22 protein-coding genes, 3 pseudogenes and 1 other annotated feature are annotated in these 24,862 nt (G+C 54.7%); of the genes and pseudogenes, 13 read left to right on the forward strand and 12 right to left on the reverse strand.

The features are described 5' to 3' along the window. The first annotated feature begins 2 nt into the window (after nt 1–2). The 7 genes from BI364_RS10390 (at nt 3) to BI364_RS10420 (ending at nt 4,920) form a co-directional block, all read left to right on the forward strand. Nucleotides 3–2,111, forward strand: coding sequence for a DotA/TraY family protein (locus tag BI364_RS10390; protein WP_070078677.1), 2,109 nt, complete (start codon nt 3–5; stop codon nt 2,109–2,111). A 9-nt stretch (nt 2,112–2,120) separates the two neighbouring features. Continuing rightward, entirely contained in the window at nt 2,121–2,324 is a 204-nt protein-coding gene (locus BI364_RS10395; protein ID WP_070078678.1) for a hypothetical protein, read from the forward strand. Between the two features lie 347 nt (nt 2,325–2,671). After that, the gene (locus BI364_RS10400) at nt 2,672–2,896 is read left to right on the forward strand and encodes a hypothetical protein (protein WP_070078679.1); all 225 of its coding nucleotides are present in this window, start codon (nt 2,672–2,674) and stop codon (nt 2,894–2,896) included. Further along, nucleotides 2,893–3,408, forward strand: a complete 516-nt coding sequence (radC, locus tag BI364_RS10405) for a RadC family protein (protein ID WP_070078680.1) — start codon at nt 2,893–2,895, stop codon at nt 3,406–3,408. The genes BI364_RS10400 and radC overlap by 4 nt, the downstream gene beginning before the upstream one ends. 210 nt (nt 3,409–3,618) lie before the next feature. Continuing rightward, the gene (locus tag BI364_RS10410; protein ID WP_070078681.1) at nt 3,619–4,185 is read left to right on the forward strand and encodes a hypothetical protein; all 567 of its coding nucleotides are present in this window, start codon (nt 3,619–3,621) and stop codon (nt 4,183–4,185) included. 118 nt (nt 4,186–4,303) lie between these two features. Then, complete coding sequence (locus tag BI364_RS10415; protein ID WP_070078682.1) at nt 4,304–4,642, forward strand: type II toxin-antitoxin system RelE/ParE family toxin; 339 nt, start codon at nt 4,304–4,306, stop codon at nt 4,640–4,642. Further along, nucleotides 4,639–4,920 carry a helix-turn-helix domain-containing protein gene (locus BI364_RS10420; RefSeq protein ID WP_070078683.1) on the forward strand — a complete coding sequence of 94 codons (282 nt, stop codon included), beginning with the start codon at nt 4,639–4,641 and terminating at the stop codon, nt 4,918–4,920. Before BI364_RS10415 ends, BI364_RS10420 begins: the two co-directional genes overlap by 4 nt. Before the next feature lie 84 nt (nt 4,921–5,004). On the opposite strand, the gene BI364_RS10425 is transcribed toward BI364_RS10420, so the two are convergent. Both BI364_RS10425 and BI364_RS10430 read right to left on the reverse strand, forming a co-directional pair. Further along, a complete protein-coding gene (locus tag BI364_RS10425) occupies nt 5,005–5,844 on the reverse strand; it encodes a hypothetical protein (RefSeq protein WP_083251307.1) in 840 nt (279 codons plus the stop codon). A 125-nt stretch (nt 5,845–5,969) separates the two neighbouring features. Then, nucleotides 5,970–7,031 (reverse strand): site-specific integrase, encoded by a 1,062-nt coding sequence (locus BI364_RS10430; protein ID WP_070078685.1) that lies wholly within the window; start codon nt 7,029–7,031, stop codon nt 5,970–5,972. Between the two features lie 766 nt (nt 7,032–7,797). Here BI364_RS10430 and BI364_RS18700 point away from each other — a divergent pair. Beyond that, a pseudogene (locus BI364_RS18700) lies at nt 7,798–8,147 on the forward strand (Crp/Fnr family transcriptional regulator); the annotation flags it as partial. A gap of 60 nt (nt 8,148–8,207) precedes the next feature. Here the strand turns inward: BI364_RS18700 and BI364_RS17460 are convergent. After that, nucleotides 8,208–8,363, reverse strand: coding sequence for a DUF3309 domain-containing protein (locus tag BI364_RS17460; protein WP_083251308.1), 156 nt, complete (start codon nt 8,361–8,363; stop codon nt 8,208–8,210). Nucleotides 8,364–8,467: 104 nt separating this feature from the next. After that, entirely contained in the window at nt 8,468–8,620 is a 153-nt protein-coding gene (locus BI364_RS17465) for a DUF3096 domain-containing protein (protein ID WP_083251309.1), read from the reverse strand. A 1,563-nt stretch (nt 8,621–10,183) separates the two neighbouring features. On the opposite strand from BI364_RS17465, the gene BI364_RS10440 reads away from it, so the two are divergent. From BI364_RS10440 to BI364_RS10455, 4 genes are all read left to right on the forward strand, one after another. After that, entirely contained in the window at nt 10,184–12,541 is a 2,358-nt protein-coding gene (locus BI364_RS10440; protein ID WP_070078687.1) for a glycoside hydrolase family 15 protein, read from the forward strand. Further along, nucleotides 12,538–13,338 (forward strand): glucose 1-dehydrogenase, encoded by an 801-nt coding sequence (locus tag BI364_RS10445; RefSeq protein ID WP_070078688.1) that lies wholly within the window; start codon nt 12,538–12,540, stop codon nt 13,336–13,338. The genes BI364_RS10440 and BI364_RS10445 overlap by 4 nt, the downstream gene beginning before the upstream one ends. Nucleotides 13,339–13,484: 146 nt before the next feature. Beyond that, complete coding sequence (locus BI364_RS10450) at nt 13,485–14,861, forward strand: GMC oxidoreductase (RefSeq protein ID WP_197495675.1); 1,377 nt, start codon at nt 13,485–13,487, stop codon at nt 14,859–14,861. After that, the gene (locus BI364_RS10455) at nt 14,858–15,997 is read left to right on the forward strand and encodes an MFS transporter (RefSeq protein WP_070078690.1); all 1,140 of its coding nucleotides are present in this window, start codon (nt 14,858–14,860) and stop codon (nt 15,995–15,997) included. Before BI364_RS10450 ends, BI364_RS10455 begins: the two co-directional genes overlap by 4 nt. Before the next feature lie 82 nt (nt 15,998–16,079). Here BI364_RS10455 and BI364_RS18350 read toward each other — a convergent pair. Together BI364_RS18350 and BI364_RS19195 are read right to left on the reverse strand one after the other, a co-directional pair. Further along, nucleotides 16,080–16,654 (reverse strand): annotated as a pseudogene (locus BI364_RS18350) (hypothetical protein). 23 nt (nt 16,655–16,677) lie between these two features. Beyond that, a complete protein-coding gene (locus BI364_RS19195) occupies nt 16,678–16,812 on the reverse strand; it encodes a hypothetical protein (RefSeq protein WP_197496037.1) in 135 nt (44 codons plus the stop codon). A gap of 376 nt (nt 16,813–17,188) precedes the next feature. Here BI364_RS19195 and BI364_RS18370 point away from each other — a divergent pair, with 376 nt between their 5' ends. Further along, entirely contained in the window at nt 17,189–17,332 is a 144-nt protein-coding gene (locus tag BI364_RS18370; RefSeq protein WP_197495678.1) for a hypothetical protein, read from the forward strand. 449 nt (nt 17,333–17,781) lie between these two features. On the opposite strand, the gene BI364_RS10470 is transcribed toward BI364_RS18370, so the two are convergent. The 6 genes and pseudogenes from BI364_RS10470 to BI364_RS10510 form a co-directional block, all read right to left on the reverse strand. Beyond that, entirely contained in the window at nt 17,782–18,879 is a 1,098-nt protein-coding gene (locus BI364_RS10470; RefSeq protein ID WP_083251310.1) for a TQO small subunit DoxD, read from the reverse strand. A gap of 380 nt (nt 18,880–19,259) precedes the next feature. Further along, nucleotides 19,260–20,452, reverse strand: a protein-coding gene (locus BI364_RS10475; protein WP_407639316.1) for an IS3 family transposase whose coding sequence is annotated in 2 segments (ribosomal slippage) — nt 19,260–20,176 and nt 20,176–20,452 — 1,194 coding nt in all. Because the reading frame shifts where the segments join, the coding sequence is not laid out codon by codon here. A gap of 99 nt (nt 20,453–20,551) precedes the next feature. Then, a pseudogene (locus tag BI364_RS10485) lies at nt 20,552–21,779 on the reverse strand (IS3 family transposase). Beyond that, nucleotides 21,386–21,501 (reverse strand) — a sequence feature (AL1L pseudoknot). It overlaps the preceding pseudogene by 116 nt. A 435-nt stretch (nt 21,780–22,214) precedes the next feature. Next, nucleotides 22,215–22,931 (reverse strand): hypothetical protein, encoded by a 717-nt coding sequence (locus BI364_RS17945; protein ID WP_156782721.1) that lies wholly within the window; start codon nt 22,929–22,931, stop codon nt 22,215–22,217. Between the two features lie 706 nt (nt 22,932–23,637). Next, nucleotides 23,638–23,850, reverse strand: coding sequence for a transposase (locus BI364_RS10505; RefSeq protein ID WP_070078698.1), 213 nt, complete (start codon nt 23,848–23,850; stop codon nt 23,638–23,640). Nucleotides 23,851–24,157: 307 nt separating this feature from the next. Then, entirely contained in the window at nt 24,158–24,856 is a 699-nt protein-coding gene (locus BI364_RS10510; protein ID WP_070078699.1) for a cysteine hydrolase family protein, read from the reverse strand. Nucleotides 24,857–24,862: the final 6 nt, after the last annotated feature.

Genomic DNA, 24,862 nt, shown 5'->3' on the forward strand with positions numbered 1-24,862 from the left:
CAATGAATTACACAAACGCTACCGGCCCGGACGCCTCGACAAGCCTGCTCGGGCAATTATTCGATCTCAAACTGTTTCACGCCGCGATCGCAGGAGGTGCCAGCGCGCCGAGCGCGCTCGGGACGATGTTCGGCGCGCTGAACGGTTTTGCGCTGATCGCGACAGGTTTGGTTTTGCTCTACATGTACTCGGTCGCCATCATGCAGACCGCGCATGAGGGCGAGCCCCTGGGCAAACGCTACAGCACGCTGTGGGCGCCATTGCGATCGGTGGCCGCTACCGTATTCGTCAGTCCGTTCCCGGGATTGGGCGGCTTCTCCGTGCTGCAGGCGATCGTTTTGTCGATGGTCGCGGTATCGATCAACGGCGCCAACATCCTATACAAGGCAGAGCTCGGTTTTTTCAAATCCAACAACTACTCGCTGATGCCGATCAGCGCGAGTGCGCAGCCGAGCAAACAGCTCGCCAGCCAGATCCTCCAGTCTGAAACCTGCACCGCCGCCCTCAATCTGGAGGAAAAGTCGCTTGGCGTCAAAGCGAAGCGCATCGGTCTCGATACCGCCACAGGTAATCCAGAAGTGTATGGCTACACTTGGCAATCAACCTCGGGCGGGGTCCCCGTGAGCTGCGGCCAGATCGAGGTCAACTGTTCGAAGGTAGGGAAGAAAACGCCCGTCGGGCAGGCACTGTGCCAAGCGACAGGCCTCGCGACCGAGCAGCTGGCGATCGACCTCAACCCGCTCGCGAAGTACCTCGTGCAGGGCAAGGCAGCCAATGAAGGATATGTTCGCTGGGCGCTGGAAGACTATGGCTACACGTGGAAAGAAGCAGCAAAATACGCTGAGAAAGCCGAAAAAAACAGCCAAAAATCGGCCTTGAACGCCTTTATCAAGCAGGCCGATGCTCAAGGCTGGCTGACGGCTGGCATGTGGTACTGGACCTTGGCTGCGACGAGCCTCCAGGACCAGGCCGCCGGCGATATGCGTCCGGCATACAAGTCGCCTGACTGGAGTTCGATACCGCTCCTTCGCCAGTCGATCATGCCCGACATCGGGCAGCTGAGGGCTTATCTTGCCAGCGCGCCAGGCCTCGATGGCTCGGCACCGTCTCAGGACTCCAGCGCCACCACCAACACCGCGTCGCAGCAGTCCGGCGGTCCTCCTCAGGCGCAGGAAATTGTCAGTAAAATCTTCGGTCACAGCCTGGGCGCTTCTGGCCAGGTCCTGAGCGGCCTATTGGAAAAAGGCAACGACCCGATCCGTGCACTCGCGAGTTTTGGCCAGTACCTCATAGGTGGTGCTTATGGAATCGTCGCCACTTATGCAGTTGCTGAGGGTGCGGTCGGCGGCGTCCACGGGATCCCGCTCATTGGTTCGGTCGCGGCCGGCGCTGAATCCTCGATACTCCACGCAATCGGGCCGGTCGTCATGATCGTCGCCGCAGCCCTCTGGAGCGAAGGCGGCGTCCTCGCCTACTACCTGCCGGCGATCCCCTTCATCTTCTGGAGTTTTGGTGTCCTGGGCTGGTTGCTGCTGATCGTCGAAAGCATGATCGCCGCGCCACTGTGGGCGGTATCGCACGCGGTACCGGAAGGGGAGGGATTCGCCGGTCGCTATGCGTTGCAGGGTTGGCAGATGTTCGTCAACGTGATTTTCCGTCCGATCTTGTTGACGGTCGGGCTGTTCGCGTCACTGCTGCTGATGCAGTTGATCGTTCGCTCCGCGCTCCACGGCTACCAGGTGGCGAATCTATCGATTGTCGACAGCACCAGCATGGTGAGCCTGACCGGTTTCCTATTCACAAATCTGATCATGATCGCCCTAGCGATCGCGCTCGCGCACAAGTCACACGAATTGATCTATGAGACGGCGGACAACGTCATGAAGTGGATTGGGTTCGGAGTCCCCGGGCTCGGAGGCGAGGCCAACGGCGCCGCTGCCGTTGGTAATAGCGCGCGAGCCGGCGCAGGAACCGCGAACTCGGCTGCGCAGTCCATCGTAGCCGCCGGTAAGAAGGCGAAGGAAGGCGGTGATGACGAGGGCGGACAAGCACCGCGCCGCTTACCCAACGATGCCGACAATGGCGGAGCCGATGTCAAAAGGCCTCACTGAGGAAAAAACATGAGTTACTACCATCATGCTTACTACGGCGGCCACGGCATCGCCCACATGATCATCAGCGCGGTGATTCATTCGGTCATATGGGCGGTTGTCTGGAAAACGATGCGAGGTCTAGGCCTCGCGGATAGCGCGCTACTGGCGGTTGGCGCGATCATGGTGATCGCTGCTGGTATTTGGTTTTTACGCAGAATCAAAAGTACGTGAGTCCGGGAACATTTCCCTAAATCACAAAAAAAACCCGCCAAAAGACGGGTAAATGAGGGGTACTCAGCATCGCAACATCGCGCTCCCACACGATCCCCGCGAGCAGAATAACAAAAAACCCCCTAAGGGGCTCTGCCCCTCGCGTCGGTCAAGGATGCGCTCCGCTTCGCTGCGCCGTGAGGTCGGGTCTCCCCAACCTTCCGCGCTCACTTTGTTCGCTTGTGCAGGCCGGGTGATTCCCCTCCCGACCTCACGCCCTTGACCTTTGCTACCCCCGCGCTTCGCCAGCGTGGCAGGAGCCATGCGCGGCATGACTCCATGCCCGACGAAATGCGGAGGCAAAGGCGATGAACCCAACCTTAAACAGACTCGACCGGATCGTGCATCAGGTGCTGCACGGCGACGACGATGCGGCGGCGGGACTCTCTACGGCCGAAAGACTGTACGTCGCCCTGGCGGCGTGCCGGACCGAATGGCTGGTAAACAGTGGCTACACCATCCCTGCCGCACTCGGACGCATTGGCCCGGAGTGGACGGCGGAACTGGTCGCCCGTTGGGAGTATCGGGCATGAGCGCGCAGCAGCAGGGCATCGAGGCCTGCGGGTTTGTGCGGGATGCGGCGGGTAACTACTGGATTGCGCAGACGGTCAGCCCTGACGAGATCATCGAGCAAGCCCGGCAGATCCTAGCCGAGCGCGTAAGACGCGAAAGCGTCATCGACTGCCCGCAGACCGCGCGTGACTTCGTGACCATGAGCCTTACAGGCCGTCAGTCCGAAGTCTTTTGCGTGATGTGGCTGGATAACCGGCACCAGATCATCGCGTTCGATGAGCTGTTCCAAGGCACCATCGACGGGTGCAGCGTGCATCCGCGCGAGGTCGTGCGTGCTGCACTTCACCACAACGCGGCAGCTTGCATCCTGACCCACAATCACCCCTCGGGTGTAGCCGAACCCAGCCGGGCCGACCAGGCCATAACAGACAAGCTCAAGCAGGCGCTGGGACTGATCGATGTACGGGTTCTGGATCACTTGGTCGTGGGTGGTGCCGAGGTCACAAGCATGGCGGAGAGAGGTCAGCTTTAGGGATTTCACACCCCCGTATATGGCCGCAGCTAACCCATATGCGGGTTTACAAACGCCAGTTTTTGGGACAACAAATCCCTATAGGGACGAGCAATCCCATATATGGGATGAACTACGCAGTAACAGATTGATTAATCGATGTTTTGTGTGATTCATACGCCGCAATATGGCGGCACACATTAAGACCAACAAGAACGAGAGGACGAAATCATGTCTGATAACTCAACATTTTATGCGGTGTTGGCCGGCAACCGAGCAGCCGAAGCGGCTGAATGGCAAGCCGCTGCCGAAGGCTGGGCGCGCAGCTACATCGAGATGTATATCTTCCGGGATATCCTACTGGCCGAGATCGAGCGCCTATCGGGTAAAAGCTGGTTTGATCGACTGGACACGTTCGAAAGGCGTGTTGAGCACTACCGCAGCATGAACGAGAAGGTCGACAAGTACGCCAAGTCCCTTGGCATCGTTTGCTACCAGCGCCAGCCCTCTCGATCGCCTGAGGCAGTGGCAGTTGACCGGATGCAGGCAGCTGGCTTGGAGGTCACGCCTGAGCAGAAGAAAGCCGCTCGCAAAACGGAGCGCCGACACCAGGTGAAAGGCCGCCGAGTGCAGATCTGGATCGATCGGCTGGTTGTGCTGGCGATCATTGCGGGTGCGAGTTATGTGTTCCTTGCAGTGAAGTACCCGCATCAGCCTCAAGTGGCAGCGGCCACAAGCTGGCTAAGCGGTCAATTTCACGCCCTGATCAATTGGATATCAACGAGGCCCTATAAGTAGCGCAGGCTGCCCACGGGCCGTCCACAGCGGGGCGACTACGTCGGCCCCAGAGCTGTGGGCGGGCGGTGGGCAGGCTGTGACCTAGATAAACCATACAAAGTTTTGTATAATCCGAGTTATGAAGATGCCCAAACCAGTCGAGTTCCGCGGTAGCGCGCTGGATGATTTGCGGTCCTTCCCGTCGGATGCTAGACGGGAAGCCGGTCATCAAATCGACCAGGTGCAAAACGGGCACGAGCCGGCCGACTGGAAACCTATGCCGACAGTCGGCAAGGGTGTCCGGGAGATTCGCATCCGCGATGCGGGCGATGCGTTCCGAGTGATCTACGTCGCAAAGCTGGGCGATACCGTCTACATACTGCACTGCTTCCAGAAGAAGACGCAGAAAACGGCCAAGGGCGACTTGCACTTGGCGGAGCAACGCTACCGCGATCTGTTGAAGGAGCTAGGACGATGAGCAACGAACGATACGCCAGCGTGTGGGACGCCATCGAGGACACCCCCGAGACGGCCGAGAACATGAAACTGCGCTCGGCGCTCATGATGGCGCTGAAGAAGCACATTGAGGCCGCCGGACTCAGCCAGGGGCAAGCCGCCAAGCTGTTTGGCGTGACGCAGCCTCGCGTGTCCGACCTCATGCGCGGCAAGATCAACCTGTTCGGCCTCGATGCGCTGGTCAACATGGCAGCGGCAGCCGGGATGCACGTCGAGTTGCGGGTGAAGGACGCGGCTTGATGGCAGCCGCTGGCGTTGTATCGCACCCCCTAACCGAGGAACAGCGACGGACAGTATCAGCGTATCAGCTGCTTTAATATTAGCTCAATCAATGGGCAAATTAATTTGAGCAGCTCCAGGGCGATGATCAGTGACTAGCAAGATTGTATATTCCGTTCTAAGACCTTCTGCAGTTTGCCAGTGAGTTATCTTGGTATCAGCGATTAAGATATCGCCCTTAGCAAAGCGCTCCAGATTTTTGTTCACTCTGTCCAAGAAGTCTGTATCACCGATAGTGACATATACCACCGATTGGCCATCATAAAGCCGCCATTTATTTTCTTCTTTGAATGACAAGCTGATGATAGAAAAGGGTATAACTCTGTTTTCTTCGCCGATCAGGCTATCTTCTGGTGGTGGCACATGAAAATAAGAGGCTTCTTTCCTTTCAATTACAACATCAATCTTATCATCAGTACCAAAAGACACCGTATCAATCCCGTCCCTCTCGATAGGGTCAATCATTCGCTGCAAATGGCTGCGAATTTCGCGGCTTCTCAGTAGAAGTATTACCGCTTCTTCGACGGTAATCTCATCGCCATCTTCCGTGAGAATCCGCCGCCCATCAGGGGTTGTCTCAATCCTTTTGATCCGTCGATTCTTAAGCCAACGTAATACAAAGATAAGTCCCTTTCCAGAAGCACCAATTATTCCCAGAATGCCGGCGCCATTTACGATCGCAGTCGCTGTATTCCCATGCATCCACCCCATGAGTTGCTGCATTAGCTGGGGTGTGACGGTCAGATCGATTCCAAACGAACCTGTTCGGAAGCTCGCTTTGACTTCTACTCTTGTAGTTGCCGCATCCCCGTAGAGTAACTTTCCTGTTTCCTCACATAAATCACCAAATGCAAGCAAGGCAGGGGCTAGCGTACGCACGTCCATCGTATGCGTCTGTAATGCAGGGCCATCATAAGTTATACGAATATGCGATGTGCTCATGGTCTGGCTGAGTTCAATCTAGCAAAAGGAGTATTCAGAATAGTTAGAGTCCATAAGGAACGCATTACCTACTCTCCACGCACCGCCTGTACCAAAGTAGCTGCCTGCAGGTGAGTATACCGCTTCAACATCTGCACCGTCTTATGGCCGGTGACTGTTTGTATGAGCATGGGATTCAAGCCGCGCTCAAACAAGCGGCTAGTCGCCTCATGTCGTAGATCATGGAACGTCAAGCCTGTGATACCGGCACGCCTGCGGGCCTTCTGCCAACTTGCCCGCAAGCCCTCGCCTGTATAGTTCCAGAGTGGCCTGACTTGGCCTGGCTCCTCGTCGCCACGCCTCCGTCCCGAGGCTTCACGTCCCGCCAATCGTGCTAGCTGTCTCCCGATAGCGGCCTCGGCTCGCACCGTAAGCGGCACGGTTCGACGTTCGCCATTCTTCGTATCAGCCAGAAATACAGTATGACGCTGAAAATCGACCACGCTCGCATTCATGGACAGGATCTCTCCCTGCCGCATGGCAGACTCGATCGCGAGGATGATGATATCAGCGAGCTCGGGATTCACGATCAAAGCTGCCTCGATGAGATCGCTTTCTTCTCCATTCAACAATCGCCGCTCACGGCCACGCGGCAAACGTGGCTTACGGACGAGCTGGACGGGGTTGTTTAGGAACTCCATTCCCCATTCTTTGGCACTGATCGTGAAGCAATGGGAGAGCGTCGCAAGGTATAGCCGAATGGTGTTCGGTGAACGCCCGCCCTCCTCCAGTTCCCGAACGAACACAGATACATCACGTCCGCGGACATCGGCCAACTTCATAGCGCTGAGTCTCATTGCCTGGATAACGCGAATACGGCTGAGCTCAGACCGCTTAGAATCCTCGTTCTTCTTCGTCGGGACTATCTCCAGCGCGTAGCGTTGGAGTGCGTCACCTACCGTTAACTGCATTGCTTCGGCCAAACCGTCATCTGCTCGGCCTAGCTTGCGCTGCTCTCTAAGCTTTCGTTCCAGCAGTGTCGCCCAGCGTTGGGCCTCCGCCTTGGAATCAAAAGTTCCTCGCTGAACCGGAAAACCCTTGAGCCGGACGATCGCCCTCCAGCTACCTCCACGCTTCTCAAGCGTCGCCACGCGACTCGATTTCCTTATTCAAAGTGGTCTGAGTGATTTGAGTGATTCCTGAGTGACGATAGCACGCGCGGGACACTTTGGGACACTTTTAAGGGCGTTTTGATGATTTCAGATGTACTCAGATGATCTGAGATGTATTGCTTTTCCATATTTTTCAGTTGCTTATAATCTAAGTTCTTATTTTACATAAACCCCTTCACTGCCTGTTAATCACCGGGTCCGTGGTTCGAGTCCGCGCTGGGGAGCCAAACAAAACAAGGACTTGGTGAATTAGCCAGGTCCTTTTTTTTGCCAGAATGGGCTCTACACATGCCCGCGCAGCGGGCGTCCTCTGCCCGCACCTAGGGTCAATGTTGATGCCTTGGCACTTCTGGACTTCGTTTCCTTCCGTTTTAATTCCACCGACACCAGCTGCCCAGCCCTCTCGAGAACACTCACCAGGAGAACGTGTCGTCAATCTTGGCTTTTTTGCCCTGCACCGCCATAGATTCCCGATCATGGGCACCCTACGCCCCGAGAAAATCATCAGCCCGCCCCCCCAAAAGGCATCAGTAATAATTCGGTGCCAGCGGCTCTCGGCTAAGCTTGATTCTCACAGCAACCGATCTATTTCATGGAAATCTGATGCTGCGAGGGTTTCCGGACCGCTTATTTTCAGTAAGTTTGCAGTTTCCAGCCCACCACCTGACTGGCCCAGGGATAAGGAACATAACTATGGCTCGCTATATCATGGAGAACGGCGCCTCAGCGAAGATCGCCGCTACATTTGCTGCTGCGCTACACGCAAGTGCTGATCACTCAAACCGGACAGACGGCCGTATGTAACCGGCACCACTCACTAGGCCAGCAGTTATGCCGCTGGCTGTTTTGTGCCTAGATCGACTGCCGTCCAACAGTCTGGTCATGACTCAAGAATTGATCGCTAACATGCTCGGCGTGCGTCGTGAGGGCGCGACCGAAGCTGCCGGTAACCTATAGCGGACCGGACTGGTCAAATACCAGCATGGGCACATCACCGTATTGGACCGGGCCGGGCTTGAGCAGCGGGTATGCGAATGCTACGCCGTGGTCAAACACGAATACGAGCGTCCGCTACCGAAACAGCGCCCAACCTGATCACAGGCGCAAGGAAAGCGCTCCGAGGTATCCCCACGAACGAGGCAATACAGCAGCGACTTAGATGCGGCCCATGAGTAGCAAGATAATCACAATCATCAAGACAATACCCAAGGCGCCGCTAGGTCCATACCCCCAGCTTCTGCTGTGTGGCCAACGCGGAACTGCGCCGATTAAAAACACAATTAAAACAACCAGCAATATCGTGCCAAGCATTGGTTTTCTCCCTGTGTTACGGGCAGCAAGATAGGCCGACTACCGCCATGCATGGATCGCTTGGCGGGAATACAGCACGGGGTCGCTGCAATGTACGGTACGACTCAGGCATGCAGGGCACCCGTGCCAAAGAGTCCGACCAGCCCGATAACGATCAGATAAATTGCGACGATGTAACCCAGCAATCGCGGCATAATCAGAATAAGCACACCGGCAATCACAGAAACCAGTGGTCCGATACTCAGATGTAGGTTCATGACGATCTTATCCTTTGATCACGTGATGGTATTCACCAGTTCATTGGTCCGCAGTCGCCCCGTCTTGGATCTGCTGTAAGCGTTTGAGCACATGCCCCCCGGACTTCACTTCATGAATCAATTGGTCGATTATTGATACTTACCGTGCGAGACAGACATCACCCTCAATCTAAACACATGAGCAAATATATTTAGGGTGCCCTCATCGCCCACATCTAGATCGACCACCACGCAAGCAGGGACCTCAAAATCCAGGCCTCCTGCAATCAGACACACCTTGCAGCGACATAACCGATACGCACCGTGGCGTACCCAGCGAGCACCATCAGGCTGAGCCTACTTCCCGAAACACGCCAAGTCCTCGCAAGACTTGTCACCGCCAGACTTTGCATGCTCATGATCGGATTCACGCTTCTCGCGATTCCCAAGTGCGCAAGTGCTACGCTTGTTTCTTGTCGAGACCGGAGGTGGGTGACTTGTTGCGGATGTTTTGTTTTTGAATATTCATCGCGTTGATTCCGCATATAACCTTCCGTTTTGAGGATTGACGAATCGCCACAAGTCAGCGCACCCATTGAGTGCTGTCACATTGCATACTACGATTGTCATGCTGATGCGTCTGTACGCTAACGCACCCAACAGCATGCGTCTTGTGAGTGTATTTTCGGCCCATTATGGCCAATCACTGCGATATCCCGCCAGCAGATGTTCTGTTATCTGCTATAGCTTGTTCAGTGCGCCCCACGGATAAGCGCAACGCAGCAGACTCGATCAAGATCATCCACCGAGAAATCACCTTCGTGATCATGGGAATCGAGGTCATTCCCAGGCCCGCCTTCTTCGTAACCCGTCGCAATTGATCGGCAAACCGATCAAGAGGCTGTACAAATACTCCTCATCGTCTCACAACCATGGCTGTTGCGAGACGACCGCTCATAACGAATCGGGTGTTAACTCGCGATACATCATCAAACTGAACCTGGATAGTAATCATATCGACATATGGATGACTGCCCTTACATTGTCTCGCATCCAAGTCCGTCACGCGGGGAGCATGCAATCGCCATGAAGGAGACGCCCGTCAATCATGTTCTGGCGAATGTGGGAGCCAAGATTGAGATTGCCGCCAGGTAATCGGTGCCGAGATGCAAAGGTCCATTCATCCATACACTCATCCAAGCTGAGTCGCAATTTCGGCGCACAACCATCATCGGATTTCACCCATGCACCGATAAAACGCAGAAATAGAGTCATGGCTTCGCACTGGGATTTCGCCGGAGTCAGGTATCCCGGATTCGTATATTTTGCAAACGGCATTCTATTCGGCGTTGCCAGTCTGATGTTCTATGGTCACCTGCCCGACCGGGGTTAATCAATGCCCAACACAAACGCATCAAACGGTAATCTGATAGATCATTTTTACCTGATGCTTACCCTGTAATGAACTGATTCGGGAAAGCACGACCTAAAGCAATAACCCCAAGGGGAAACGCCTGCCCCTGCCAGGCACGGCTTCGTCTCCATTCAGATCGAATGGATCGCGCACTATTAGGAGCATGCCGCATGCCCAATCAAGCACCTCGTTCATCTTGGCATCATCCATTTTGGTCAACTGCACGCAAGGATTGCGTAGGTACGGCGCTCAGTAGCTCAAGAGTATGGTTTACCGTAGGTAGCGGCATCATCACCGAGGTTTTTTATCCGCGCATCGACATTCCGCAAATTCGCGACCTGGGTTTCATCATCGCTGACGCGCGAGGATACTGGCAAGAACTCAAAATTTTACCAAACTCGCGCACCACACTGGATAAACCCAACATCCCCTTGCCGGTTATTCAACACCGCAACGACCGATTTACCTTCACACTGAAAGTCTGTGTAGATCCACAACGCGACGTATTGTTAGTGGATTACGCGCTTGAGGGCGACGATTCTCTCAAGCCTTATTTGCTATGCGCTGCTCGATTGGGTGAAGACACGGAAAACAACTTGGCGTGGGTAGACGAATGGGCAGGCAGGACAACTTTATGGGCGGAACAAGGCCCTTTCGGTATCGCCTTGGCCTGCCGCGATCCCGCCGGGGTTTCCGCGTTGAGAATGTGTTCGGTGGGTGAAGTTGGCATCAGTGATCTCTGGCAAGATTTTCAGCAACACGGAAAAATGCACTGGCAATATCAGGAAGCCGGACCAGGGGAAGTATCCCTTGGCGCAGAACTCTCCCGCAGCGGGACCATTGCCTTGGGCCTGGGTACCAGTAAGGAAACCGCTGCCACGCTTGCCTGGTCCTCTCTGAGCCAAGGTTTTGATTCGGTCTGTGATGCCTATTGCCAAGGCTGGGAAACCTGGCAGCAACAACATCCAGCCCCTGCCGATCTGCTGCGCAAGTTACCTGAGCCCGCCCAAATCCTCTATCACCGCTCAACCAATGTGCTTCGCTGTCATGAAGATCGAACCCTTCCTGGGGCATTGGTAGCCAGCCTCTCCGTTCCTTGGGGAGAAGCCAGTGACAGCCGAGGAGGCTATCACCTGGTATGGGCCAGAGATCTAGTGGAAAGCGCCGGCGCACTGCTGGCCATGGGAGCGCATACGGAAGCGCGCCATGTCCTGTGCTACCTCATCAGCACACAACAGGCAGACGGCCACTGGCTACAAAACCAATGGTTAGGCGGAAAACCGTTCTGGCAAGGCATTCAGCTTGATGAAACTGCCTTTCCGGTCCTGCTTGCCGCTGCGCTAAAGGAATATAAAATCCTGGGCGACATTGTCGTCGACGATGTAATTTTTCGCGCCTTGCGATTCATTCTGCAGGAGGGTCCCTCAACCGATCAGGACCGCTGGGAAGAAGACAGTGGGGTCAATACCTTTACCCTGGCAGTGACGATTGCCGCACTGGTCGAAGGCGCCCAATTTCTAGATGGCAAGGCCAAAGATTGCGCGCTGATGGTTGCAGATTACTGGAATGCCTGCCTTGAAGACTGGACCTTCGTTCAAGACACTGACATGGCTCGCCAATTCGGTGTTGGGGGTTATTATCTACGCATCGCCCCAGCGGATATTCTGCTACACGACGGCACCAAGAATGAATGGCTCCTAATCAAAAATCGTGCTCATGACCCTCATTTATCGGCCAGCGAGCAGGTCGCGACGGATTTTCTACAACTGGTTCGCTATGGCCTTCGCGCGGCGGATGATCCTGCTATCGTCGATTCCGTCAAGGTCATGGATGGTTTACTCAAGACCGACACGCCCAATGGCCCCGTTTGGCATCGCTACAACGGCGATGGTTATGGCGAGCACACCGACGGGACCCCTTTCAATGGCTCCGGCAAGGGACGAGGTTGGCCCTTACTAGTCGGAGAGCGCGGACATTACGCCATTTTAGCTGGAGAAGACCCGCTTCCCTATATCGAAACCATGACCCGGATGACGGGTGTTGGCGGGCTATTACCTGAACAGGTTTGGGACAGCGAGCCCATACCGGAGAAGGGACTTTTCCCGGGCCAACCGAGTGGGTCCGCCATGCCCCTAGTCTGGGCACATGGTGAATTCATCAAGCTTTGTCACAGCTACGCCTTGGGATATCCGGTGGATCGACCGGCCGCTACCTGGGCGCGTTATCAAGGCAAGCGCCCACAGCTGGACTATCGGCTCTGGCGACTGCGTCAGCATCCACACGTTATCAGCATTGGCCAGGAACTCCGTGTGTTGCTTCATGCTCCCTTCACGCTGCATTGGGGGATGAATGGCTGGCAAAGCGTTCAGGACATTACCTCCAGTGACTGGGCATTAGGACACGTGGCCATTATTCCAGCGCACAAGCTCGTACAAGCCGCCAGCATTCAGTTCACCATCCATTGGCACGATAAAGACCAGTGGCAAGGCGAGGACTTCGAGCTAGAGATCATAGGAGAGACATCATGATTGGTATCGATCTCAAAAACCGCTGTGCCATGGTGACGGGTGGAAGTGGCGGTTTGGGGCGCTCGATCAGTGGGGTCCTGGCAGATGCGGGAGCGCGCGTGGTCGTGCACTATCTCAACGATGCTCAAGGACATAACGCGTCGGCAGCTGGCGACGTGGTGGACAACATCAAGACCCGCGGCGGAGAAGCCATGGCCTTTGCGGCCGACATTTCCGACCCGGCAGCGGTCGAGATACTTTTCAGACAGATCGATGAAGGCTTTGGCGGTCTGGATATCCTGATCAACAACGCCGGCATCGACGGAACGCACGCCCTCGTTGGCCGTGACGACCCACATACCTGGGAAAAGGTGCTCGCGGTGGATCTCATGGGCCCCTATTACTGCGCCCGTGCCGCGATTCCGCACATGGAAAAATCCGGCCATGGCATCATCATCAATATCACCTCGGTACACGAATTCATCCCCTGGGAGGGCTATAGCGCCTATACCAGCGCCAAGGCTGGGCTCTCCATGTTTACCAAGACCCTCGCGCAGGAAACGGCGGACAAGGGCATCCGGGTGGTTTCCATCGCCCCCGGCGCGATCCAGACGCCCATCAACGAGGCAGTCTGGAGCGACCCCAAATCACTCAAGGATCTGGATCAAAAAATATCCATGGGTAGGTTGGGAAAACCTGAGGAAGTCGCTTACGCCGTGGCCTTTATCGCCAGCGACCTCGCCAGCTATATCACCGGAACCACGCTGACTGTCGATGGCGGCATGTTGATTTATCCCGACTTTCGGCATGGTGGTTAAGTATGGATACGGATGTTCTGATTATAGGGTCCGGCGCGGGTGGCGGCACCCTCGCGCGCGCGCTGGCGCCCTCCGGTCTATCGATCCTCATCCTCGAACGTGGCGACTACTTACCCAGAGAATGGGGTAACTGGGATGCCCATACGGTGTTTGCCGATCATCGTTACCATACCGATGAAACTTGGCGTGATGAGAAAGGGAACCCTTTTTCTCCCGTCACCGGTTATCACGTCGGCGGCAATACCAAATTCTATGGTGCGGCAATTTTGCGTCGGCGCGAGCAGGATTTCGTCCCTCGCCAGCACCGGGAAGGCAGCACGCCGCCCTGGCCCATCGGTTATGACGATTTGGCGCCCTATTATGATCAGGCCGAGGCCTGGTATTTTGCGCATGGACAGGCCGGTGCAGATCCTACAGAACCGCCACGTGAACCCTACCCATACCCTGCACTGACGCATGAATCGGCCGTCGATGAGGTAAACAAAGCGTTACGCGATCTGCATTTACACCCGTTCCCACTGCCACTCGCACTGAATCGACTGGATGGAACACCGACACAAAGCGCCTGCGTGCGCTGCCCCACCTGCGATGGATTCCCCTGCCTGCTGCACGCCAAGGGTGATGCCGAAGTTTGCGGCATTGCGCCTGCTTTGGCATACGACAATGTCAGATTGCTGACAGGGCACCGGGTACGACGCCTCATTGCCAGCGAGGACGGACGTCGAATCACGCGAGTTGAAACCGATCAAGGTTCATTTGCCGCAGACGTTGTTGTGCTCGCTGCCGGCGCGGTCAACAGTGCCGCTCTATTGCTAGCCTCAGCCAATGCACAAAGCCCGCACGGTCTGGCCAATAGCAGTGATCAGGTCGGGCGCAATTATATGGCTCACCTGAACAGCGCCTGCATGGCTATCAAACCAGGGCAGGGAAACCACACGGTTTTCCAGAAAACACTAGCAGTGAACGATTATTACAATGACTCAGGTGATCCGGACTATCCCTACCCTTTGGGCCACATACAGAATCTCGGCAAAATCACCCCCGCTATTTTACGTGCGCAACATCCTCGCCTGCCCAGTCCAGCCACCGCCTGGGCTGCAATCCACTCCATGGACTGGTGGCTTACCACCGAGGACCTACCCGATCCAAACAATCGGGTGACGATAGATTCGGACGGGACGATTCGACTACATTGGCACCCCAAGAACCGGGAAAGCCATCAGCGACTACAGCAAGTCTGGCGAAAAATTCTGCACAAAATTGGGTTTCGTCTGGTTTTTTTTCAAACCATGGATATTTCCGCAACCGCGCATCAGGTAGGTACTTGTCGCTTTGGTGAAGACCCCAGGGAAAACGTTCTCGACGCTGCCTGCAAAGCACATGACCTGGATAACCTGTACGTGGTTGATGCCAGTTTCATGCCTTCTATTAGTGCGGTAAATCCATCCCTGACCATTATGGCCAATGCGATTCGAGTGGCCGGCCATATAACTGAAAGATTTTCGTTGCGCACCACGCGATGAAACGCGGCACGACCGCCACCTATCTCGCTGGATTCCTTCAGGGATCTGCGTTCGTCCTGATTCCCGCACTGGGGCCAACACTGCGCCAGGCACCTTATCATCTCAGCAACACGGTGTACGGCCTGCTGTACGCGCCAGAAATTATCGGCGCCATCATTGCGGCCCTAGCGGCAGGCACCCTGCACAAGCGCCTGGGAAGCAACGGGCTCTTCCGTCTCGGCGCCCTTTTCAATGCGGCCGCGATGGCGCTGCTCGTTGCCGCTTATTTTCTGCGCGGTCCCAGCGTGGTGATATCGCTTCTGTTTGAAACCTTGATGCTGGGGATCGGTTTTGGGCTAACGAACGCCTCCATTAATCGCGCCGCATCCCTTCTTTTTGCCGGAACCGCTGCCGCCGCCGTCACTTTGCTCAATGCGGTGATAGGTGCCGCCACGGCTATTTCGCCCATGATCCTAGTCGGGTTTCAACATGCGCTGATCTGGAGCGTGTGGCCATGCCTCCTGTTTGCCCTCTGGCTGTTCATATTGGCATTTCCACAAGTGAACGACGACGAGAGGGAACTCGGCGGATTGAGTGCTTGGCGTAAAACGATGATTCCCTTCGCGGTGGCCGTTCTAATCTATGCGGTCTGTGAGGGCAGCTTTGGCAGTTGGGCAAATATTCTGATCAGTGTTAATCGAAAACTACCCCCAGCGGATGGCGCATTTGCTCTTTCACTTTTTTGGGGTGGCATGACAATGGCCCGTTTCATACTGGGTGCAATCCCTGACACTATTCTGCCTAGGCGTGTAGTCCTCCTCCTTGCCCCCATCGGCATGGCAGCGTGTTTCCTTATTGCACCACATTTACAATCAGCGGCCGGCCTCATCAGTATTTTTGCTGCCGCCGGATTTGCATGCGGCATTTATTACCCCTACACCATGGCTTACGGCATTGCATCCCATGGCAAGGAAGGCACGCAAATGGCAGGGCTGCTCGTAGGTGCGTTGATGATTGGGGAAGGACTCGGTTCATTCGGACTCGGGCCCTTGCAACAGGTCATATCCCTCGGAACTATTTATAGTCTCTCGGCCATATGGAGTGTGCCATTATTCTTCCTGGCTTGGCACATCAGCCGAAAACCACAAAATGACTGAAAATTCCAGCAATTCACCCCATGTAAAATTCGACTCATCAATCCGATTGACATGCGCCCCCTCTCAAACAATAGATCCGCAATCAAGCTACGAGGATGCGTAAGTAAAATTCATGCAGGTCACCAACGGACTCTATGCCTGCACGCTCAACACGCGCGGCGGGCGCGACAACCAAGTTGGGAGAAAGCCGCAAGTGCAAATAATTAGCAAGCCCGGCCATCGGAACTGAATCGTCAAACAGCTTTTGCGGTCGCGGTTTTAATTCCACCATGACATTCGCCATCGATGCCGCCAGGTATTTGCCGGACACAGGTACCACTGCCCGCCCCTGCCAACGCCACGAAGCGATGAACAACCGCAGGGCACAAAGCGCCTCGACGTCTGACTCTCTCGCCACACCCGGCTCTTTGCGGTAGCCAGCGTATTGGCCGCGCACCACGTCGTCCAGTTGTAAAGGTCATATGGCCTGAAATACCTTAGCCTTCTCGTTGTGCACAGCACCATAGCTTTAATAGGCCTGCGATTCCATGGCCAGCAGCGCAATAATCTGAAGCAGATGATTCTTGATAACACCGTGCAGACAACCAACGCTTACATAAAACACACCGCGGCCATTCACGCCAAGTCCTCGGCCAGCGTAATCTGCACACTGGCCACATGATTACGTTTCCAGATCGGTTCTAGGAATGCGTTGGCGAAAGACTATAGAGAATAGTCATGTTCGTCTCATTCCCGAGATAATGATCGATACGGAAGATCGAGTCTTCCGGAAACATTGACAGCGCGATGTGGTTGAGCGACCGCGCCGATGCCAGATCACACCCAAACGGCTATTTCAACGATAACTCGGGTTTGACCAGCCAAGCCCGCCACACCAAACCCTTTGATCACTGTCGCGAACAGCGCAGCTGGGATGGTAATCCCCCATTATTAGCGGCGCCGGACATCCCCAACGTCTGCCTGAGTACCTTGAATGTGTTTGCGTCATTGTAAGCACGGCCCACATACCGAAACAGGGAAAGAAGGTGTGCGAGGAGGCATCCTGGTCATCAATCTTGCCGGCTTGCTTGATACTGTCCTTTGCTCGTTTAAGTAATTGCGCCAGATCCCATTTCGAAGCTGCGACACCCTCAACCGACACACTGAACACACCGCGCCTAGCCATCGCATAGGGTACTGGAAAAATCATTTATGAGCCGGGTCACCGAACGCGCCAAAGAACACCAGCGCATCGGTCACCGTTGTGCGGCTATCAGCATTGGTCATTCCCGCTTCCTTTTCCTTTGTTTGCTCGCCGAATTCCGTTTCATCGCGAATGGAACCTGGCTGGCATAATCAAGCGTTACCGTTCAATGCTGATCGCATGAATCGCGCCGCATAGATAATCGCCATCCCCACACTTCGGTAGCAGCCAGAGAACGGGGTCAAAATCCTGATATCTGCATCTTTTACCTACCCCATCACGATCAAATCGAGCAGCCATGACTGTTATCACACTACCTTGGCACCAAATTTCCGCGATATCGGACAAATCCAGCCCATATTGTTAAAATTTCAGGTCGTATGTCGATGCGGCTTCAGCGTCGCTATCAAGCAAGCACCTGCCAACGCTAGCATTGTGAGAAATATTATGGCCTTCGGCATATACCGAAGGCCATAATCGATATTGTTATTGACCATTTAGACGAAGTATCCGCGGCGCCGTACCTGCGTAAAATTCTTCCTACACTAAAACTCGGACATTCGATGAATTTACGCACTGGTACAAACGCCTATCCCAAAACTCATTGCATGCCAACGACCACTTGGGTCTTCCACTGTTTTCCATCGATACCGAGGAATATCGCCCGGTAATTCCCTGGCGCTAACGTTAACAATCCTTGATGTGGTAGTGAAATCGTGGCGCGTGCGCCTAGCGCTCCGACGAAACCGTACTTCGTTGGCTTGAAAAGCGAATAGCTGTATTCGTTCGAAAGTTCAGTTTTCGCCAATTCGCTCAGCACCTTTCCGCCCCAGGTTTCCACCACATGTCCACTCGCATCAACAATTGAGGCCTGAATCACGTATGCGCCCTGCGTATCCGGCCCGGCATCCACGTAGGCAACCAACGACAGATTACCGGATGAGGAAAGTACCGGCTTGCTCAAGGCAATATGATGATTTTTTGGGTTCGTCCTCGCCACCAATGGGCTATAGACCGCCCCACGTAGATAACTGTAAAAACCCACGGCAAAGACAATGGCGAAAATACCGAACAGCTTCGCGAAACGCGTCACCACCACAACAGGTAACGGACCACTGAATATCCAGGGAAACCAGGCATGGCGCGCGAGTCTGGGGAATTTCTTCGCCACCCAGTGATCCAGAGACCACCAGCTGCCACCCCCGGCAATCATGATGCCAAGTCCCATGGCAAAACTATTGGAAGCCATGGTCCATTCGTCGACACACGTGGAACCCAGCCAACCGAACATCAGCATCAAGGAAATCGCTAGGCCAACGCTGATCAAGCCAAAAAAGCGCGTCATGAAACCGAAAACCAAACCCAAACCAACCAGCAACTCGACCAGCGTGAATATGATGATCGCGCCATACAACAAGGTGGGATGATGCAGTAGGGCGCTGAGTGCATCCCCAGTTCCAAAAATCGCACCCGGTATCGCGGTGTTCATTTTGTGCCCCATATAGGCACTCGAACTTGGATCCAGCTTGCCTACACTATAGATCAACCGTCGGCTTGCCCCTCCCCAGTAAACCCATCCTTGAACCAGTCGCACACCAAGCATGGTGAGCCCCAAGAGCGTCCACATGTCGATATTACGCATCGTGGGGTCGGCCGCCGCAGCGGTAGTTTCCCGGGTTGTGGGCGATGAATCGGACATTTTGACACTCCTAGATGAAAAATTTTATGAGTTGTCAGGAGTCTGCCCTTCTTTACCAGGGTGTACCGTTCGATATCGCACATAACGACGCTATTTATTCACGATTGCCCGTCTTGTAAATCAGGACCACCAACACACGCGCTGTAATACTTCATTGGGTGCGGATTCAACTGGTGGATGCAACACGCTAGATTCTGAGTAGAAATCAGGAGTGTTGTCATGAAACAAAGACCGAGGATTTATTACACCGAGCAGCAGAAGGCGTTGATGTGGGAACGCTGGAGTACAGAGGACCCCTCCGTCAAGACAATAACGCATCGAGTTTAAGAGGGTAACCTTTCATGTGCAGCGGAACGGCGCTGCCCCGGTTTTCGGTTTCTTTATTTTGTTGCTATTTTTGGGTGGGATTTTTCTTTCTCTCTGTATTTGTCCACAATCCTTGCGCCGCCGCCAATTGCTGTTCGGTATACCTGATCCGGTGTTTCATAGTCCAGTGACTGGTGCGGTCTTTCCGTGTTGTAAAGCACGAAGTATTCCGTCAATCCGATCAGCAAGTCAGGCATCGTGGCGTAGCCTTTCAAATACACATCTTCGTGTTTGACGCTGCGCCAGAGCCGTTCCACAAAGATGTTATCCAATGCCCGACCGCGTCCGTCCATGCTGATCGTGATCCCTTCTTTCAACAGCACACCCGTAAACGCTTCGCTGGTGAACTGACAGCCCTGGTCGGTGTTGAATATCTCCGGCGTGCCATAGGCCTGCAATGCTTGCTCCAGGCAGTCCACACAGAATCCGCTATCCAGCGTATTCGATAACCGCCATGACAACACTTTACGCGAGTACCAGTCGATCACCGCCACCAGGTACACAAACCCACGCAGCAGGCGGATGTACGTAATATCCGTACTCCATACCTGATTGGGACGGATCACATTCACGCCCCTTAGCAAATACGGATAAACCTTGTGCTGCGGGTGCGGACGGCTGGTATTCGGCCCCGGCGCCATGCCGGCAAGGCCCAGTATGCCCATCAGTCGCTGCACTCGCTTGCGGTTGATCTTGTACCCCAAGCCACGCAGGTAACGCTTGATCTTGCGGCTGCCGTAAAACGGATGCCGCGTGTATTCAGCGTCAATCAGTCCCAGCAACTTCAATTCCTGCTCGTCCGGTCTTACAGCCTTTTGTGGCGCATAGACCGTTGAGCGGTTGACGCCCGCCAGTTCGCATTGGCGGGTCAGTGCCAGTGGTTCGATGGCACCGACCCATTGCTTGCGTGTTTCTACTGGCTGATCCCGGACTTTTTTTTCAGCCAGTCCAGCTCCATCTTCAATCGCCCGATCTCAGAATACAGGCGCTCCGGACTGGCTGACGGGTCGGCAGGTTTTGGGCCACGCTTGGCATCAAATAAACTCGATGCCTCTTCTTGCAGCAACTTCTTCCAAGCACCGACTTGCGTCGGGTGCACGCCAAATTCCTGGGCAATTTGGCTCACCGTCTTGACGCCTCGGATCGCTTCAAGTGCGACCTTGGCCTTGAACTCATCCGTAAAAGTCTTGCGCTTCGACTCACTCATCACCTGCTCCTCAATTGCAGCAGGTTACCACCTTAATTTAAGGTCTGAAAATCTGGGCCCTGAATCGCCCCGGGTATCGTGGAGGCTGTTTGGTTTAAGTTAAGCAGCTACCGCTGTTTGACGGTTGAGTTGCTCGTAATAGTTTGCCTCAGCTTCTGCGGGAGGTATATGACCCAGTGGTCCCATCAATCTTTGATGGTTAAACCACGAGACCCATTCCAAGGTCGCCAGTTCCACAGATTCCCGCGTCTTCCAAGGCCCTCGACGATGGATAAGTTCGGCCTTATACAGTCCGTTGATGGTCTCGGCCAGGGCGTTGTCGTAGCTGTCGCCCTTGCTGCCAACCGACGGCGCGATGTCTGCCTCGGCAAGCCGCTCACTGTAGCGGATGGAGACATACTGCGAGCCCCGGACGCTGTGGTGGATCAGGGTATCCTCCGAGCTGGGCTGTCGGTCGTACAGCGCCTGCTCCAGGGCGTCGAGTACGAAGTCCGTGGTCATGCTGGTGCTGACACGCCAGCCCACAATGCGTCGGGCGAACACATCAACGACGAAGGCCACGTAGAGCCAGCCCTGCCAGGTTGAGACATACGTGAAGTCCGACACCCAGAGCTGGTTGGGGCGATCCGCCTGGAACTGACGATTGACCCTGTCCAGCGGGCAAGGTACCGATGTGTCAGGCGTCGTGGTGCGAACGATCTTGCCCCGACGTACGCCCTCCAGGCCCAGGCGACGCATGAGCCGCTCCACGGTACAGCGCGCTACGACAATGTCCTCGCGGTTCATCTGCTTCCAGACCTTCTCGGCACCGTAGACCTGCATATTGGCCTGCCAGACACGCTCAATATGCGGCATCAGCCATTCATCGCGCTTGGCCCTGGCGCTGCACAGTTCCGGATTGCGCTGCCGTGCCGCATGACGCCGGTAAGCCGATGGGGCGACCTGCAACACGCGGCAGATCGGCTCGACCCATAGGCATCCCGATGCTCGTCGATGTAGGCGTTCAGGACTTCAGCTTGCGGTCGAGCTCCGCTTGGGCGAAAAAAGCGCTGGCCGTGCGCAGGATGTCATTGGCACGCCGCAACTCCTTGATCTCGCGCTCCAACTCCTTGATGCGCTGGGCCTCGGCTGTGGTCGTACCCGGCCGCATTCCGGCATCGACTTCCGCGCGTTTGACCCATTCCAGCAATGTCTGTGGCACGCAACCGATCTTCGGTGCGATCGACTCGACGGCCGCCCACAACGATGGATACTCCCCGCGATGCTCCTGGACCATTCGCACCGCACGCTCACGGACCTCAGGGGAAAATTTGTTCAACTTGTTCATGGCTTCATTCTCTCAAGAGTTGAAGCCTCCTCAAAACCCGGGGCGATTCACCCACCAGACAGCAACTGCCTTATATTGTTTTTTAATTATCATTCTATCAAGATAATTACGGACCACCGCTAAAATTTCAGAAGCAATTAATGCTCATTATAAGCAATGACTGTCTATGGTAGAATTATGGTTTAGAGTCCCAGCTGGTGAATTAAGAGAATAAAGTCCAAACAAGGGACACTCAAGCCACAGAATGGCTTTGAGATTTTTTCTATCAATTTCACGGCCCGTTCGCAAGGACACACCTTTCAGTATCATAACGATAGTCAGATATCACGATGCGTACAGTCCACCATAATTCGACCAAGGCGCCAAACGGCGCCTTGGTTTACCATCAAATACCCAGAAACTTCCAATTCAGGGGGTCTCAAAGCTATTGATTAACTAACAATCCCGGCGGTACTTCGCTTGACGGAAACGCAGACCAAGCATACCAACCAACAACAACCCAAGTCCCATCATGCCCAAATCGCTCGGTTCGGGAGCAGCAATGACATTCTTGATGTTCTGGTCTGTTGATGTCACCTGTGAGCCACTGCCTAACGTAAATAATGCATGCAATGTCAATGAATAAAGATCTGCAAACCCTTCCGTCGAGGATGAACTTCCCTGGAAACTTGTCGCGGTGAGCACGCCACTACTCGAGAGCGGCGTCGACGTATTAAATGGTTGATTATTACCATTGGCATAGCTCCAGAATTGGGCAGTTGAACCGCTATTCTGCGTGCCGCCGTAACTGCTGAGCAAGTGCAAAAATTGATGCTGCGAATAAAAACCCGTATCCGTCAACCACACATTGATTGTTGAAATTGCGGAACCACCATTTGTCAGTGATACGCTGGATAAATCAAAGTTGGGATTCTGGGACGAGCCGATAGCGGGCTTGGAATTACCGGTAAAGCTAAACGTAACCGAATTGAGGGTCCCATTGCTAGTGACAGTTCCGGCAGATGACCCTGTCACCGTGATGGGAGTTCCACCGTCTATGGAATATTTTAATATGGGCGTAGCTTGCGATACGGCCGGCAAGCCAACCAATACCGCTGCGGCCAGCGTAGCCGCGAGTGTTGCTTTTTTCATGCAGATGGACAGCGAACGCATATCTAACTCCTAATGATGGTTCTTCAGATTGAAGATTTCTTCAATCAAACGAAGCCACTGCGAACCTGTCTTCCCCTCCCCGGCCTTCCCGTCGTCTCAGCACACAATCAGTGCTGGCGAAAGATAGACCGGGCTGTCGTCAGCATGTCTCATGCCAATAATCACAAACAATTGTTTTACATAGTATTTAATTTAAAATCACGCTCTGACTGACACAGCTGACTGCCGGATCGGCAAACATCTCGACGGTTAGCCGCCCCCCTTTCGCCCCACCCATATAAGAACAATAGCAAAATGGAGGCGATCCGTTTAATATAATTCTTATATTTCAACAGCTTGAGCTAGCGAAATATAAGACATTCAAATGGTAAATAAAATCGACACAAAGCGATAAGTGTTTCTTAAAATTCAAACTATAGTAATCCTGTCGCACAATAAAATACGTCCTTGCTTTCTCATGCGGCGCTCCATAAAAAAACCGGACAAATCACATTGAATTAAAACACAACACATCGTCAATGCATCATGAAATTTAGCGGGCAGTTGAAAATGACTGCGGTTTTTTGTCAATCTCGACGCTGAATATCGCCAGCGTGCGCTGACGGCAGTGATTGACTCGAATTTTTCAGAGAATTCGACAGATATATTGTTCTGCACCCGTCTCGTGCGGTTGCCCTCAACATGCCGACGCCCCCAGATTCCGCATCTAAATCAGATTGTAGGCAGCCATCGTCAGCACAAACTGAAAGTCGAGTTTCGCCAGGCCCAGGGACCGGCTTTTGCGCAACCCGCCGGTCGTCTTCGACCGCCCAAAACATTCCTCGATCCGCTTGCGGATCGTCTGCCTGGTCTTGTAGCTGACGCGGCCGGCCGTGCGCCCATCGATAGCGAGGAGCGCCGGGTATCCGTTCTGCGCCACGTGCGCCGTGGCGTTGGCCTCGCGAAACGCTGCACAAAGCCCCGTGAGTCGTAGTTCTTGTCCGCGCCCACCGCCACCCGATGTGAGCCGGTGAACGCTTCGACTCTTTCGGCTGCGACCTCCCGCTCGGCCCGACCCGTGGCCTGACTGATCCGCGCATTAACCACCAGGCCGTGGTGATTATCCATCAGCATATGGCCAATATAGGAGCCATTCGAGAAATTTTCAGATGTCTTGACATCGGCATATCCAAGACACGAAAGACATGCTGGAATCCCGCGCCGGCATCGACGCGGGAACGATCCCATTAACGCGGTGACCAGCCGAATTCGCCCAGAACATCGTCGACGGACATGACCTGGCAATAGATATTGTTGAGGATGGTCAGTTCCTGTTCGTGCAAGGATTGACTGGCAGCGGCGCAAGCGTCGTCAATGACGATCACATCGAAGCTCTCGTCGGCAAGACTGCGCACGGTGGAAGCCACGCACTGATCGGTAAAAATCCCGGCGACGACCACGTGACGCACCGCCATGTTCTGCATCACCAGACGCAGATTGGTGCCGGTCAGCGCCGAGTCCGTGGTCTTGGTGACCACCACCTCGCTGCCTACCGGCGCGACCGCCGGCACGATTTGACTCGCGTGTTCATCCTTGGGCAACAGCAGGTTGTTGAACCCCGGACGCCGCTGGCTCAGCGAGCGGTCGCGCCCCTCCGGCGTCAGGCAGGCGATCCGGGCATGAAATACGTCGGCACCGCGCGCACGGAAGGCGTCAAGCAGACGCCGGGTGTTGGGAATCACGACGTCACGCATGCGTGTGTGGAACGGTGTCCACAGATCCCAGGCATGCCGCTCGCCCTCGGGCACTGCATCGCGCGACGGACGTTCGATGTAGGTATTCTGAATGTCGATCACGAGCAGCGCCGTGTGGGCGGGATCGAGGTCGATATCCGGAATCTCGGCATCGAGGTAGTAAAGTGATCGGTAGGCGTTTTTCCAGTCCATGTGTCG

It is taken from the genome of Acidihalobacter yilgarnensis, from assembly GCF_001753245.1.
GTDB lineage: Bacteria > Pseudomonadota > Gammaproteobacteria > DSM-5130 > Acidihalobacteraceae > Acidihalobacter > Acidihalobacter yilgarnensis.

What these genes read in the sequence shown, in the direction of transcription:
- BI364_RS10400 (WP_070078679.1), top strand. Translation starts at nt 2,672, where the DNA reads ATGAACCCAACCTTAAACAGACTCGACCGGATCGTGCATCAGGTGCTG.
- BI364_RS18370 (WP_197495678.1), top strand. Translation starts at nt 17,189, where the DNA reads ATGAGCCGGGTCACCGAACGCGCCAAAGAACACCAGCGCATCGGTCAC.
- BI364_RS10440 (WP_070078687.1), top strand. Translation starts at nt 10,184, where the DNA reads ATGCCCAATCAAGCACCTCGTTCATCTTGGCATCATCCATTTTGGTCA.
- BI364_RS10470 (WP_083251310.1), bottom strand. Translation starts at nt 18,879, where the DNA reads ATGTCCGATTCATCGCCCACAACCCGGGAAACTACCGCTGCGGCGGCC.
- BI364_RS17460 (WP_083251308.1), bottom strand. Translation starts at nt 8,363, where the DNA reads ATGCTTGGCACGATATTGCTGGTTGTTTTAATTGTGTTTTTAATCGGC.
- BI364_RS10455 (WP_070078690.1), top strand. Translation starts at nt 14,858, where the DNA reads ATGAAACGCGGCACGACCGCCACCTATCTCGCTGGATTCCTTCAGGGA.
- BI364_RS17945 (WP_156782721.1), bottom strand. Translation starts at nt 22,931, where the DNA reads ATGCGTTCGCTGTCCATCTGCATGAAAAAAGCAACACTCGCGGCTACG.
- BI364_RS10390 (WP_070078677.1), top strand. Translation starts at nt 3, where the DNA reads ATGAATTACACAAACGCTACCGGCCCGGACGCCTCGACAAGCCTGCTC.
- BI364_RS10510 (WP_070078699.1), bottom strand. Translation starts at nt 24,856, where the DNA reads ATGGACTGGAAAAACGCCTACCGATCACTTTACTACCTCGATGCCGAG.
- BI364_RS10410 (WP_070078681.1), top strand. Translation starts at nt 3,619, where the DNA reads ATGTCTGATAACTCAACATTTTATGCGGTGTTGGCCGGCAACCGAGCA.
- BI364_RS10445 (WP_070078688.1), top strand. Translation starts at nt 12,538, where the DNA reads ATGATTGGTATCGATCTCAAAAACCGCTGTGCCATGGTGACGGGTGGA.
- BI364_RS10415 (WP_070078682.1), top strand. Translation starts at nt 4,304, where the DNA reads ATGAAGATGCCCAAACCAGTCGAGTTCCGCGGTAGCGCGCTGGATGAT.
- BI364_RS10425 (WP_083251307.1), bottom strand. Translation starts at nt 5,844, where the DNA reads ATGGACGTGCGTACGCTAGCCCCTGCCTTGCTTGCATTTGGTGATTTA.
- BI364_RS10395 (WP_070078678.1), top strand. Translation starts at nt 2,121, where the DNA reads ATGAGTTACTACCATCATGCTTACTACGGCGGCCACGGCATCGCCCAC.
- BI364_RS10420 (WP_070078683.1), top strand. Translation starts at nt 4,639, where the DNA reads ATGAGCAACGAACGATACGCCAGCGTGTGGGACGCCATCGAGGACACC.
- radC (WP_070078680.1), top strand. Translation starts at nt 2,893, where the DNA reads ATGAGCGCGCAGCAGCAGGGCATCGAGGCCTGCGGGTTTGTGCGGGAT.
- BI364_RS17465 (WP_083251309.1), bottom strand. Translation starts at nt 8,620, where the DNA reads ATGAACCTACATCTGAGTATCGGACCACTGGTTTCTGTGATTGCCGGT.